Source organism: Roseateles puraquae (assembly GCF_002205845.1).
GTDB classification, from domain to species: domain Bacteria; phylum Pseudomonadota; class Gammaproteobacteria; order Burkholderiales; family Burkholderiaceae_C; genus Pelomonas; species Pelomonas puraquae.
Window position 1 is genome coordinate 1 of the sequence record NZ_NISI01000020.1, and the last position, 13,005, is coordinate 13,005.

Consider the following 13,005-nt stretch of genomic DNA (forward strand, 5'->3'; position numbering starts at 1 on the left):
GCGGTTTTGCAGGGGTCGCTTTTTGCCTACTTTTCGTCGACACAAAAAGTAGGTCGCCCGCCGGGGCGAATTCCCGGCTGGGCCTTGCCAACAAGACACCCCCGCTCACAACCACCCTCAGCTTTGGCACTCAGCCGACGTCCGCCGCGTCAACTTCTTCTCGCCGGCGTACTTGTCCGCCGCCGCCTTCACCATCGGCTTGAGCAAGGCCTCATCCGCCTGGTACCAGTCAGAGCTGAAGGCCCACTGCTTGCCGTCCCAGGTATGCACCCGCACCGAGGTCGAGCCCTGGTGGTCGAAGCAGCTGGTGCTGATCGGGCGGATGACGCCGGTGAGGCCGAGGGCGGCGAGCTTCTTGTCGTCCAGGGCGAGGTTCTCCAGGCCCCAGCGCACCTGCTCGCCCGTCATGACCTTGCCCTTGCCGAAGCGCTCCTGCGCACGCCGCACCGCCTCCACGGCGAGTGCCTGGATGACGAGGCCGCGGGTGTAGAGCACCGAGCCGACCTCCTCCTTCGGGCCGGTGCCCTGCCCCTTGTCGTGTACGAACTTCAGGATGTCCTGGATGACCTTGGGCGAGGTGCCCGAGGTGTTGAGGTTCAACGCGTTGTAGCCCTTGGCGCCCTCGCCCACGTCCTTCACGTCAGGCTCGGCGCCCGACCACCACACGCCATACATCTTCTCGCGCGGATAGCCCGTGGCCTGGGCCTCCTTCAGGGCGGTGGAGTTCATCACACCCCAGCCCCACAGCAGCACGTAGTCGGGACGCTGCTTGCGCACCTCCAGCCAGGCGCTCTTCTGCTCCACGCCCGGCGCGGTGACGGGGATCTTGATGAACTCGAAGCCGTGCATCTTCTGGCGCTCCTCCAGCACCGGGATGGGCTCCTTGCCGAAGGGGCTGTCGTGGTAGACCAGCGCGATCTTCTTGCCCTTGAGCTTGTCCAGCCCGCCCTCCTTCTTGCCCAGGTGCTGGATTAGCACGTCCGCCGCCGTCCAGTAGCTGCCCATCAGCGGGAAGTTCCACGCGAACACGCCGCCATCGGCCGAGGCGGAGAGGCCGTAGCCCAGCGTGATGAGCGGGATCTTGTCATTGGGCACCTTGTCGGTCAGCGCGAAGGTGATGCCCGTGGCCTGCGGGTCGAAGACGCTGGCGCCTTTGCCCTTGAGGCGCTCGTAGCACTCCACGCCCTTGTCGGTGGCATAGCCGGTCTCGCATTCCTCGAACGTGAGCTTCACGCCATTGACGCCGCCATCCCGCGCGTTGATGAGCTTGATGTAGTCCTGCTTGCCATTGGCCCACGGCGTGCCGTTGGGCGAGTAGGGCCCGGTGCGGTAGACGAGCAGCGGGAAGAACTGCTCCTTGGCCTGGGCCACCGCGGCGGGCGCCGCGACGAGTTGCAGGGCAGCCAGGGCCGCGCAGGTGATGAAGGTCTTCATGGCGTTTTGTCTCCTGTCGTTGTGGGTCTCAAAGCGGATCAGTGAGGGAAAGGCCAGAGCCTGAGCTTTTCCTTGGCGGTGGCCCAGAGCCGCGCCAGGCCGTGCGGTTCCTTGATGAGGAAGAACACGATCAGGGCGCCGAAGATCATCAGCGCCAGGTGCGAGGCCGTGGCGGTGTCCATCGGCAGGCCCGTCCAGTAGGGCAGCTTGTCCAGCAGGATGGGCAGCACCACGATGAAGGCCGCGCCGAAGAACGCGCCCGAGATGGAGCCCAGGCCGCCGATGATGATCATGAAGAGCAGGTCGAAGCTGCGGTTGATGCCGAAGGCCGCCGGCTCCCACGAGCCCAGATGCACGAAGCCCCACAGCGCGCCGGCCACGCCGATGATGAAGCTGCTGACGGCAAACGCGCTCAGCTTGGCTTGCACCGGCCGGATGCCGATGACGGCAGCCGCCACGTCCATGTCGCGCATCGCCATCCACGAGCGGCCGATGTGGCCGCGCACCAGGTTCTTGGTGACCAGCGCGAACACCACGACGAAACCCAGGCACAGCAGGTAGCGCGCCGCCGGTGACTCCACGCTCGCACCCAACACCCGCAGGTCGGCCACGCTGACCGAACCCGACGAGGAATCGTTGGTGACCCACTTCAGCCGCAGGCAGGCCCAGTCCACGAAGAACTGCGCCGCGAGCGTCGCCACCGCCAGGTACAGCCCCTTGATGCGCAGCGACGGCAACCCGAAAGCCACGCCGAGCACCGTCGCGCCCAGCCCACCGCAAAGCAGGCTGACGATCAGCGGTACGCCCTCGATGCGCGCCTGGCAGTTGTAGGCCACGTAGGCGCCCACCGCCATGAAGGCGCCGGAGCCCAGCGAGATCTGCCCGCAGTAGCCCACCAGCACGTTCAGGCCCAGCGCCGCGAGCGACAGGATGAGGAAGGGAATGAAGACCGCGCGCAGCAGGTACTCGCTGGACAGCAGCGGCACCACCACGAAGGCCACCGCCAGCAACAGCGCCATGCCGATGCGGTCCTGCCGGATGGGCAGGATCTGACTGTCCGCCGCGTAGGTCGTCTTGAACTGGCCGTTTTCTCTGTAGAGCATGTCGTCCTGCCGTCCTCAGACGCGGTCAATGATCTTTTCACCGAACAAGCCCTGGGGTCGCACCAGCAGCACCACCAGCACCAGCACATAGCCGAACCAGTACTCGATGCCACCACCGATCAGGCTGCCCAGGTAGGCCTCGGAGAGCTTCTCGCCCACGCCGATCAAGAGCCCGCCGACGATGGCGCCCGGCACGCTCGTCAGGCCGCCGAGGATCACGACGGGCAGCGCCTTCAGCGCCACCAGCGACAGCGAGAACTGCACGCCCAGCTTGCTGCCCCAGATCATCCCGGCGACCAGTGCGACGAAGCCCGCCACGCTCCACACGATGACCCAGATGCGCGACAGCGGGATGCCGATGCTCTGCGCGGCCTGGTGGTCGTCCGCCACGGCCCGCAGCGCGCGACCGGTGGCCGTTTTCTGGAAGAACAGGCTCAAGCCGGCCACCAAGGCTGCGGCCATCAGTGCGGCGTACAGGTCTTCCTTGCTGACCAGGATGCCGCCCTCGAAAGTCTGCTCGAACAGGAACATCGGGTCCTTGGGCAGGCCAATGTCGATCTTGTAGATGTCGTTGCCGAAGATCATCTGCCCCGCGCCTTCGAGCAGGTAGGCAATGCCGAGCGTGGCCATCAAGAGCGTGATGCCCTCCTGGTTGACGAGCTTGGACAAGGCCAGCCGCTCCACCAGCCAGGCCACCACCACCATGACCGCGAGCGCGCCGACGAAGGCCATCACATTGACCAGCACCTTGCCATCCAGGCCCGTGAACTTCGGAATCCACTCCGCGAAGCGCGCCATGGCCAGCGCCGCGAACAGCACCATCGCGCCCTGTGCGAAGTTGAAGACGCCGCTGGCCTTGAAGATCAGCACGAAGCCCAGCGCGATCAGTGAATACAGCATGCCCGACATGAGGCCGCCGATGAGGGTTTCCAGAAAAGGTCCCATGCTCATGCCTCGCCAGGGCCAGGAACACAGCCACAGAGCCACAGAGGCTCAGAGAGAGTGGGATGAGTTCGGTGCATGGCCTCTGTGTCTCTGTGCCTCTGTGGCTGTGTTTGGGGTGTTCGCATGTCAGTGCCCCGCCCCGAGGTAGGCCCTGATCACGTCTTCATTGCGCCGCACCTCGTCCGGTGCGCCGTCGCCGATCTTCTTGCCGTAGTCCAGCACGACGACCCGGTCGGAGATGTCCATGACCACGCCCATGTCGTGCTCGATCAGCACGATGGTGGTGCCGAACTCGTCGTTCACGTCGAGGATGAAGCGGCACATGTCCTGCTTCTCCTCCACGTTCATGCCGGCCATGGGCTCGTCCAGCAACAGCAGGCTCGGCTCCATCGCCAGCGCCCGGCCCAGGTCCACGCGCTTTTGCAGGCCGTAGGGCAGCCGGCCGACCGGCGTCTTGCGCCAGGCCTGGATCTCCAGGAAATCGATGATCCGCTCGACCACCTCGCGCTGCTCGGTCTCCTCGCGGCGCGCGGGGCCCAGGTGCAGCGCCTGCCAGAACAGGCCGCGCTTCATGCGCAGGTTGCGGCCGGTCATGATGTTGTCCAGCACGCTCATGCCCTTGAACAGGGCCAGGTTCTGGAAGGTGCGCGCCACGCCCATCTCGGCCACCTGCCGCGGGCTCATGCCGCGGTAGGTCTTGCCGCGCAGCGTGACGGCGCCTTGCTGCGGCTGGTAGACGCCGTTGATGCAGTTCAGCATCGAGCTCTTGCCCGCGCCGTTCGGGCCGATGATGGCCCGCACTTCGTGCTCGCGCACGTCGAAGCTGATGTCGGTGAGTGCCTTCACGCCGCCGAAGGACAGCGAAATGTTCTTCACCTCCAGGATGACGTCGCCGATGCGCTTACTGGGCATGTTGTGCATCCGGTGTTGAACACAGCCACAGAGGCACAGAGACACAGAGAGACTGCGCCTGCGGAACCGTATTCAGGATGGCCATCGTGGGCAGACGAGCCGACGCTCCGCGGGGCGCGCCCTCTCTGTGTCTCTGTGCCTCTGTGGCCAAGCTCCGGCGAGTCATGCAGCGCTCCTGACGGCAGGGAAGGTGCGAGCCTCGACGATGCGCAGGTCGGCGGCCACCATCGACGTGCGGCCGTCCTCGAACTTGACCTGGGTCTCGATGTACTGCGACACCTTGCCGGCGTACAGCGCCTCGACCAGCACGCCGTACTTCTCGGCAATCGCCCCGCGGCGGACCTTGCGGGTGCGGGTCAGCTCGCCGTCGTCCGCGTCCAGTTCCTTGTGCAGCACCAGAAAGCGGCTGATCTGGCTGCCGGCGAGCAACTCGTCCTGCGCGAGGTCGGCGTTGACCTTCTCCACGCATTCCAGCATGAGCTGATACACCTCCGGCCGCTGGGCCAGGTCGGTGTAGCCGGCATACGGGAGATTGCGCCGCTCGGCCCAGTTGCCGACGGCCTCGAAGTCGATGTTGATGAAGGCGCAGACCTTCTCGCGCTTGTCGCCAAAGCAGACCGCCTCCTTGATGTGCGGGAAGAACTTGAGCTTGTTCTCCACGTACTTGGGCGCAAACATGGCGCCGTCAAACGGCCCGCCCATCAGGCGGCCGACATCCTTGGCGCGGTCGATGATCTTGAGGTGCCCGCCGGGTGTGAGGAAGCCGGCATCACCTGTGTGGTACCAGCCGTCGTCGGTGAGCGCCTCACGCGTGGCGGCGTCGTTCTTGTAGTAGCCCTTGAGCAGGCCGGGCGAGCGCACCAGCAGCTCGCCTGACGCGCTCAGCTTGATCTCCACGCCGTCGATAGGCACCCCCACCGTGTCGGCCCGCGCCTCGTGATCGGGCTGCAGGCAGACGAACACGGCCGTCTCGGTCGAGCCATACAGCTGCTTGAGATTGATGCCGATGGCGCGGTAGAAGCTGAAGAGGTCAGGCCCGATGGCCTCGCCCGCGGTGTACGCCACCCGCACCCGCGAGAACCCCAGCGTGTTGCGCAGCGGGCCGTAGATGAGCAGGTCGCCCAGGGCGTAGGCCAGGCGGTCCAGCAGGCCGAGCGCCTCGCCGTCCATGCGCCGCGGGCCGATGCGCCGCGCCAGTGCCATGCAGCGGTCGAACAGCCAGCGCTTGGGCGCGGAGGCGTCTTCCATGCGGATCATGACCGTCGTCAGCAGCCCCTCGAAGACGCGCGGCGGCGCGAAGTAGTAGGTGGGGCCCACCTCCTTGAGGTCGATGCTGACCGTCGAGGCCGACTCCGGGCAGTTGACGACGTAGCCGCACACCAGCCACTGAGAGAAGCTGAAGATGTTCTGCCCGATCCAGGCCGGCGGCAGGTAGGCCAGCACCTCCTCACGGTCGGTGAGCTGGTCGAAGCGCTGGCCGGCGCGGGCCCGGTCGATCAGCGTCGCATGCGTGTGGATGACGCCCTTGGGGTTGCCCGTGGTGCCCGACGTGAAGAAGAGCGCCGCCATGTCTGCGGGTGCACCCGCGGCCACCTCGGCATCAAAGAAGCCACCGCGCTCGACCGCATGCGCCCGCCCCTGGGACACCAGGTCGTCGAGCGACGCCAGCCCCGGCTCGTCGTAATGGCGCAGCCCGCGCGGGTCATCGAACCAGATGCACTTGAGCTGCGGGCACGACTCGCGCAGTTCCAGCAGCTTGTCGACCTGCTCCTGGTCCTCGACGATCGCGAAGGCGATCTCCGCGTTGTTCAGCGGAAACACGAACTCCGCCGCGACCGCGTCCTGGTAGAGCGGCACGGGCACTGCGCCCAGCGCCTGAGCGGCCAGCATGCTGGCGTACAGGCGCGGCCGGTTCTCGCCGACGACCACCACATGCTCACCCCGCCGCAGCCCGGCGGCCGCGAGGCCCAGCGCCAGTTCGCGCACCAGGGTCGCCAGCTGCGCCCAGGTGAGCGTCTGCCAGACGCCATAGGCCTTCTCGCGCAGGGCCGGCGCATCCGGCCGGCGTTGGGCGTGGTCGAGCAAGAGCCGAGGGAAGGTGTCCACCAAGCTGTCTCCGTTGCCGGGGCTCGGGCCCCGATCTGTGCGCCGATTCTGGGCAGGACTTTGACGCCCATCTGTCGGTACGACGACAATCTACGGGTCTTCACGGGCCAGACTTTCCCGCATCCCTGCCTTGCCCATGGCCGATCTCGCCCTGCCCCTGCGCCAGCGCGCCCGACGCCCCACGCCCGTCGAGCTGGACGCCATCCCGTGGCTCAAGCTGCTCGACGGCCCGCTGCGTGAGCGCGCCGTGGCGACGCTGGAGGTGGGCGACGCCCAGCCGGGCGAGCGGTTGTGCCGCATCGGCCGGCCAGCCACCTTCTGGTTCGGCGTGGTGGACGGCCTGCTGAAGATGAACAACGACGACTCCCTGGGGCAGGCCGTCACCTTCACCGGCGTGCCGCCGGGCGGCTGGTTCGGCGAGGGCACGCTGCTCAAGCGCGAGAGCTACCGCTACAACATCCAGGCCCTGCGGCCCAGCATCGTGGCGGGTCTGCCCATCGACAGCTTTCATGCACTGCTGGACGGCAGCATCGCCTTCAACCGCTTCGTGCTGGACCAGCTCAACGAGCGGTTAGGCCAGTTCATCGCGGCCCGCGAGACCGACCGCATCCACGACCCCGACGTGCGCGTGGCTCGCAACCTGGCCGCCCTCTTCCATCCCACGCTCTACCCCGGCGTGGGCAGCTGGCTGCGCATCACGCAGCAGGAGCTGGGCTATCTCGTGGGCCTGTCGCGCCAACGTGTGAACCAGGCGCTGCACCGGCTGTCGGATGCGAAGCTCATCCGCATCGAGTACGGCGGGCTGCGCGTGCTGGACCTGCAGGCGCTGCGGCGGTTCGCCAGCTGAGGCGGCCTCAGGCCGGCCGAAAACGCGCGGGCGACAACGACTTCGCCCCGATGCCCATCGCCAGCAGCTCCTGCGGCAGCGCATCGCCCAGCGCCAATGCCGCTGCGGCGCGCCCGAGCGCCGGCGAGGTCTGGATGCCATAGCCCCCTTGACCTGCGCACCAGAAGAAGCCCGGCACACCCGGTTCAAAGCCCACCACCGGCGTGCGGTCGGGGCTGAACACGCGCAGGCCTGCCCAGCGGTGGCGCACGCGGCGCACGGGGCGGCCGGTCAGCGTCTCGAAGCGGTCCACGGCGATGGCCACATCGAGCTCCTCGGGCTGGGCATCGCAGGGCGGGCTCGGGGTCTCATCGGCGGCGGAGATCAGCAGCAGGCCGGCGTCGGGCTTGAAGTACTGGCTTTCGTCGATGGCGACCACCGCCGGCCATTCGCTCGCATCCACCCCCTCGGGCAGCTCGATCAGCACCGCCGTGCGCCGAAGCGGCTGCAGCGGCACCGGGGCCACGCCCGCCATCGCGGCCACCTCGTCGGCCCAGGCGCCGGCCGCGTTGATGACCATGCCCGCCTCGATGACGCCGGCCGAGGTCTGCGCGCGCCAGCCCCCGCCCACCGGCTCGAGGCCTCGCAGAGACTCACCCAGGCGCAGCTGCGCGCCCGCGGCGCGTGCGGCGCGCAGGAAGCCCTGGTGCAGCAGGTCCACGTCAATGTCAGCGGAGGTGGCGTCCAGCAACGCCCCGGCCACGCGGTCCGGCTGCAGCAACGGCACGCGGGCGCTCACCGCCTCGGCACTCAACCGCGTGGTGCGCTCGCGCACGTCGGCGTCGGCCGTGAAACACGGCACCAGTGCCTCCTGACCTGTCCCGATCAGGAACAGCGTAGACCGCTCGCGCAGCAGCGCCTGCTTGACCATGCCCTGGGGCGGCGTGCGGAAGTACTCGAGGCTCGCCCGGGTGAGCGCCCGGATGGTGGCGTTGCCATAGAGCGCCGAATACAGCGCTGCCGAGCGCCCGGTGGCGTGGTAACCCGCATGCGCCTCGGCCTCCAGCACCGCCACACTGGCGCGGCCGGCCAGCGAGGCCGCCACCGAGGCCCCCGCGATGCCGGCACCGATGACGAGGCAGTCCACATGACTTGTCGAAGTTGTCGCTTGGCTCACTGAAGCTGGCCGGTAGTTTCCAAAATGGAAAATCAATGTACCATCAAGAAAATCCTTGGGCAATACTGAAACCGGCGCATCCGGCGCCGTTCTGAGGAGATCCTTTGAACGCTTCCCTTCAACCCCGCGCCGCACAGTGGTTCGGCCAGCCGCGCGGCCTGGTGGTGCTCTTCCTGACCGAGATGTGGGAGAAGTTCTCCTTCTACGGCATGAAGGCGCTGCTGATCTATTACATGATCCGGCACCTGCAGTTCAGCCAGGCCGATGCCTCGCTGATTTACGGCGCCTACACGGGCGGCGTCTACCTCACGCCCATCTTCGGTGGCTACATCGCCGACCGCTGGCTCGGGCGACGCCGCGCCATCCTGACCGGCGGCTCGCTGATGGCCCTGGGCCACTTCGTGCTGGCGTCCGAATCGCTGTTCTTCCCAGCGCTGCTGCTCATCGCGTTGGGCAACGGCCTGTTCCTGCCCAACCTGCCCAGCCAGGTGGGCGACCTCTACGACGAGCACGACCCCCGGCGCGGCGGCTCCTACAACATCTACTACGTGGGCGTGAACCTCGGCGCGCTGCTGGCCCCGCTGGTGTGCGGCACCCTGGGCGAGGTGTATGGCTGGCACGTCGGGTTCGGGGCCGCGGGCATCGGCATGTGCCTGGGACTGGCCATCTACCGGCTCGGTGCCAGGCACCTGCCCCCCGACCGGGCGCGCGCCACGGCGCCGGCCGATGCCGAGCCGCCGACGCGCTTCACCGCGCGCAGTTTCCTGCCTCTGCTGCTGGTGGGCTTGGCCGTGGTGGTGTTTCGCAGCGGCTACGAACAAAGCGGCAACACGCTGGCCGTGTGGGCCGAAACGCAGGTGGACCGCTCGCTCGGTGACCTCACCGTGCCGGTGACATGGATGCAGTCGCTCAACCCGCTGTTTGTCTTCCTGTTCACCCCCTTCGTCGTCGCCGGCTGGCGCCGGGCTGCGGCCCGGGGGCGCGAGCCTTCGGCGCTGGCCAAGATGTCGATGGGGGCGGCCGGCGTGGCGCTCTCCTACCTGATGCTCGCCGCCGTCGCCGTATCGCACGGCGGCGGCCGGGTCAGCATGACCTGGGTGCTGGCATTCTTCGTGGTCTACACGCTGGCGGAGCTGTACATCCTGCCCGTGGGGCTGGGACTGTTCGCGCGCATGGCGCCCAAGGGTTTCGGCGCGACCGTGATCGCGGCGTGGTTCCTCGCCTCGTTCGGCGGCAACCTGCTGTCCGGCGTGGTGGGGCGGCAGATGGTGGGCCTGGGCCCGGTGGGGTTCTTTGTATTGCTGGGTGGCATCACCGCAGCGGCCGCCCTGGCGCTCTACGCCCTGCGTCCGCTGCTGCAGCGCGCCGAGCGCTAGGAACGTTAGCGCCGGGCGGGCTTGGCGCCACGCGCGGGCACCGGCGCCGACAGCCGCTGCGAGGCCTCGACGAAATGCTGTGACATCGCGTCGCTCTGGCCATTGCGCGGCGCGCAGGTGGCCACCAGGCGACACGGGCCTTCCGCGGCCTTCAGGTAGGCATGGCCCATCTCGCTGTCAAAGAAGATCGAGTCACCGGCCTTCAGGATGACAGGCGCGTACAGCTCGGAGTGGAAGGCCACCTCGCCCTCGATGACGAAGGCGAACTCCTCGCCCGGGTGGCGGATGAGGTCGCCGAACTCGGCCTTGAATTCCTCCAGCGTGCGTGCCCGCACCTCGGCGATCAGCGGCGTGAAGCGCTTGTTGAGCAGCTCCGAGGCCAGGTAGGTCTGCTTGTAGCTCTGCGTGTCCACGATCTGGCCGTCACCGGCGCGGTGCACCACGCGCCGGCCGCCGCCCGTATGGGCCGGCCCCTTGGTTTGCGCGTCGTGAAGCAACTCGGCCATGTCCACGCCCAGCCCGCGGCTCAGCAGCATGAGCTTGTCGTAGGACAGCGACACGTTGCCCTTCTCGAGCTTGGACAAGGTGGAGACGGCCAGCCCCGTGCGCTCGCTCACCTGGGCCAAGGTCAGGCCCAGGCGCTTGCGCAGGCTGCGGATGTGTTCGCCGGGAGCGGGTGTCGTGCTGGCCATGTCTCGGTGGGTTGTTGGCGGCGATCTTAGGCGACAGCTCTCGCCGGGCGATCTCCTTGCTTGCCCTGGTCAACTTTGGGCTTTCCATCTAAGGTTTACACCAATGGGAAAGAATTTTCCAAATTGGAAACTTGCTGGATCAAGCAACCCAATCCTTCCGATCCAGGAGATGCGATGAGCCGGTTCGACGTTCCACGGCGCCACAAGCGCTTGCCCGCCCCCCGCAGCCAGCCGGTGCGCCCGCTCGCGGCGCTCATCGTCCCGGCGCTGGCCACGCTGTGCGCCTCGCCGCTGTGGGCGCAGACGGCGCCGGCCGCGGCTGCCCCTGAGGTGGCTCGCGACGTGGAGAAGCTCGACGTGGTGACCGTCAGCGCCACCCGTCGGCGTGAACCCGTGCGCGACGTGCCGCTGCGCGTGGAGACGCTCAGCGCTGAGAACCTCGACCGCGGTGGCGCGGCCTCGCTGGCCGACTACGTGGGCGGTCTGCCTGGCGTGGACGTGAAGACCTCGGGCGGCCCCGGGCTCGGCGCCGTCACGATGCGCGGCGTGAGCGTGGGCGAACAGCAGATCGCCACGGTTGGCATGTATGTCGACGAAGTGGCCTTCGGGTCGAGCAGCGCTTTCGTGGGCGGCGCCAACACCGCGCTGGACCTCTCGCTGCTGGATCTGCGCCAGATCGAGGTGCTGCGCGGCCCGCAAGGCACGCTCTACGGCGCAGGCGCCATGGGCGGCCTGCTCAAGTACGTCACCCACGAGCCCGACAGCTCGCAGTTCTCCGGCAAGCTCGGCGTCGGCCTGCGCAGCGTGCGCGGCGGGGCCCTGGGGCACACCGAGAACGCGGTGCTGAACGTGCCTCTGAGCACCGACGTGGCGGCGATGCGCGTCGCTGCCTTCAACGACCACGAGGGCGGCTACATCCGGGCCGTCGGCAAGGCCGCGGGCGAGCACATCAACGATGGCAACACCCGCGGAGCCCGCATCTCGGTGCTGATCGAACCCATGGCACGCCTGAAGCTGCGCCTGGCTCACACCCAGCAGGACATCCAGCGCAACGGGCTGAACGTCATCGAGTTCGACGCCGCCAAGGGCCAACCGGTCTACGGGGACCTGACCCGCCACCTGGACGTGGGCGAAGCCTACACGCTGCGCACCCGGCTCACGTCGGCCGACGCCGAGTATGACTTCGGCTGGGCACGCCTCAACGCCATCGCCTCGACGCAGCGCCTGGACAGCGCCACCGGCCAGGACGCTACCGCCCTGCTTGGCAACAGCCCGTCCTTCGACTTCGTCTCGCTGAACAATGCCATCTCCTTGCGCAAGCAGACCCAGGAACTGCGGCTGACGTCCGCCCGCGGCACGCTGGAATGGCTCGCCGGCTTCTATCGCACCAGCGAGACCGGCCACGTCGGCCAGCGCCTCTGGGCCCAGGGCGCCGGCGGCGGCGCACCTCTCACGTTGACCACGACCGGCCAGCCCTCGGAGTACCGCGAGCGCGCCTTCTACGGCGACCTGACCTGGAACCTTGACACGATCTGGTCGCTCACGCTGGGCGCCCGCGTGGCCAAGAACGAGCAGGTTTACACCGTGTATGTGAACGAGGCACTGAACTCTTCTGCGCCGAGCGAGGACACCGCCCGCACCTACCTCGCCACGCTGCGCTACGCGCTGGACAAGCAGAGCAACGTCTACTTTCGCGCCGCCAGCGGTTACCGCCCGGGCGGCCCGAATTCGCCGGCCATCGACGCCAACGGCCAGGTCATCAGCGGCACGCCCAAGACCTTCGGGCACGACACCCTGTGGAGCTACGAGTTCGGCTACAAGGCCGACCTGCTGGACAAGCGCCTCAACCTCGAAGCCGCCGCCTACCGCATCGACTGGAAGGACCTGCAGCAACCCAAGGCGGTCGGCGCCAGCACCATCGTCGTGAATGCGGGCCAGGCCCGCGTGCACGGCCTGGAGCTGGCCGCGCGCTACAAGGTCGGCAACCACTGGCAGCTGGAGGCAGGCCTGGCCTGGAACGATCCCAAGCTCACGGAGGACGCCCCCGCCCTCGGTCCCGCCGGCTCGCGCCTGCCCAACACCGCCAAGCTCGCCACCACGCTGGGAGCCCGCTACGCCTACAGCATCGCTGGCCACGCTGGCTACGCGGGGTTGAACCTGCGCCACGTCGGCCAGCGCAACGCTGGCTTCGATGCGACGGGCAGTTCGGTCCCCAACTTCAGCCAGCCGGCCTACACCCTCGTCGACGCGCAGTGGGGCCAGGCCTTCGGGCCCTGGCAACTCGCCACCTTCGTGCGCAACCTGACCGACAAGCGCGCGATCCTCGGTGCCGACACCGCGCTCACCGCCTTCGGCCTGCCGCTCAACGTCACGACCGTGGCGCCGCGCACCGTGGGTGCGAACCTGACCTACAACTTCTGACCTGAGACGATCG

At 67.9% G+C, this 13,005-nt stretch carries 10 protein-coding genes; 3 read left to right on the top strand and 7 right to left on the bottom strand.

Features of this window, described 5'->3' with window-relative positions; genetic code table 11:
• Nucleotides 1–117: 117 nt before the first annotated feature.
• The 5 genes from CDO81_RS26090 to CDO81_RS26110 form a co-directional block, all read right to left on the bottom strand.
• Entirely contained in the window at nucleotides 118–1,434 is a 1,317-nt protein-coding gene (locus CDO81_RS26090) for an ABC transporter substrate-binding protein (protein ID WP_088486197.1), read from the bottom strand.
• Nucleotides 1,435–1,472: 38 nt separating this feature from the next.
• On the bottom strand, nucleotides 1,473–2,537 hold the full coding sequence (locus tag CDO81_RS26095; protein ID WP_088486198.1) for a branched-chain amino acid ABC transporter permease: 1,065 nt from the start codon (nucleotides 2,535–2,537) through the stop codon (nucleotides 1,473–1,475).
• A 15-nt stretch (nucleotides 2,538–2,552) separates the two neighbouring features.
• Entirely contained in the window at nucleotides 2,553–3,482 is a 930-nt protein-coding gene (locus CDO81_RS26100; RefSeq protein WP_088486258.1) for a branched-chain amino acid ABC transporter permease, read from the bottom strand.
• Between the two features lie 126 nt (nucleotides 3,483–3,608).
• Nucleotides 3,609–4,394 (bottom strand): ABC transporter ATP-binding protein, encoded by a 786-nt coding sequence (locus CDO81_RS26105; protein ID WP_088486259.1) that lies wholly within the window; start codon nucleotides 4,392–4,394, stop codon nucleotides 3,609–3,611.
• Between the two features lie 162 nt (nucleotides 4,395–4,556).
• Complete coding sequence (locus CDO81_RS26110) at nucleotides 4,557–6,503, bottom strand: AMP-binding protein (protein WP_088486199.1); 1,947 nt, start codon at nucleotides 6,501–6,503, stop codon at nucleotides 4,557–4,559.
• A 133-nt stretch (nucleotides 6,504–6,636) separates the two neighbouring features.
• Here CDO81_RS26110 and CDO81_RS26115 point away from each other — a divergent pair, with 133 nt between their 5' ends.
• The gene (locus tag CDO81_RS26115) at nucleotides 6,637–7,347 is read left to right on the top strand and encodes a Crp/Fnr family transcriptional regulator (RefSeq protein ID WP_088486200.1); all 711 of its coding nucleotides are present in this window, start codon (nucleotides 6,637–6,639) and stop codon (nucleotides 7,345–7,347) included.
• 7 nt (nucleotides 7,348–7,354) lie between these two features.
• Here CDO81_RS26115 and CDO81_RS26120 read toward each other — a convergent pair whose 3' ends face one another.
• A complete protein-coding gene (locus CDO81_RS26120; protein WP_206602181.1) occupies nucleotides 7,355–8,473 on the bottom strand; it encodes an NAD(P)/FAD-dependent oxidoreductase in 1,119 nt (372 codons plus the stop codon).
• Between the two features lie 134 nt (nucleotides 8,474–8,607).
• Between CDO81_RS26120 and CDO81_RS26125 the strand changes: the two genes are divergently transcribed.
• Nucleotides 8,608–9,879 (top strand): peptide MFS transporter, encoded by a 1,272-nt coding sequence (locus CDO81_RS26125; protein WP_206602182.1) that lies wholly within the window; start codon nucleotides 8,608–8,610, stop codon nucleotides 9,877–9,879.
• A gap of 5 nt (nucleotides 9,880–9,884) precedes the next feature.
• Here the strand turns inward: CDO81_RS26125 and CDO81_RS26130 are convergent, their stop codons facing one another.
• Nucleotides 9,885–10,571, bottom strand: a complete 687-nt coding sequence (locus tag CDO81_RS26130; protein ID WP_088486202.1) for a helix-turn-helix domain-containing protein — start codon at nucleotides 10,569–10,571, stop codon at nucleotides 9,885–9,887.
• A 174-nt stretch (nucleotides 10,572–10,745) separates the two neighbouring features.
• Between CDO81_RS26130 and CDO81_RS26135 the strand changes: the two genes are divergently transcribed.
• Nucleotides 10,746–12,992: a TonB-dependent receptor gene (locus CDO81_RS26135; RefSeq protein WP_088486203.1), complete on the top strand. Its 2,247-nt coding sequence runs from the start codon at nucleotides 10,746–10,748 to the stop codon at nucleotides 12,990–12,992.
• Nucleotides 12,993–13,005: the final 13 nt, after the last annotated feature.

Bases quoted from the DNA above. Each gene is read 5' to 3' on its own strand.
- CDO81_RS26090 (WP_088486197.1), bottom strand. From the start codon at position 1,434: ATGAAGACCTTCATCACCTGCGCGGCCCTGGCTGCCCTGCAACTCGTC.
- CDO81_RS26095 (WP_088486198.1), bottom strand. From the start codon at position 2,537: ATGCTCTACAGAGAAAACGGCCAGTTCAAGACGACCTACGCGGCGGAC.
- CDO81_RS26100 (WP_088486258.1), bottom strand. From the start codon at position 3,482: ATGGGACCTTTTCTGGAAACCCTCATCGGCGGCCTCATGTCGGGCATG.
- CDO81_RS26105 (WP_088486259.1), bottom strand. From the start codon at position 4,394: ATGCCCAGTAAGCGCATCGGCGACGTCATCCTGGAGGTGAAGAACATT.
- CDO81_RS26115 (WP_088486200.1), top strand. From the start codon at position 6,637: ATGGCCGATCTCGCCCTGCCCCTGCGCCAGCGCGCCCGACGCCCCACG.
- CDO81_RS26130 (WP_088486202.1), bottom strand. From the start codon at position 10,571: ATGGCCAGCACGACACCCGCTCCCGGCGAACACATCCGCAGCCTGCGC.
- CDO81_RS26135 (WP_088486203.1), top strand. From the start codon at position 10,746: ATGAGCCGGTTCGACGTTCCACGGCGCCACAAGCGCTTGCCCGCCCCC.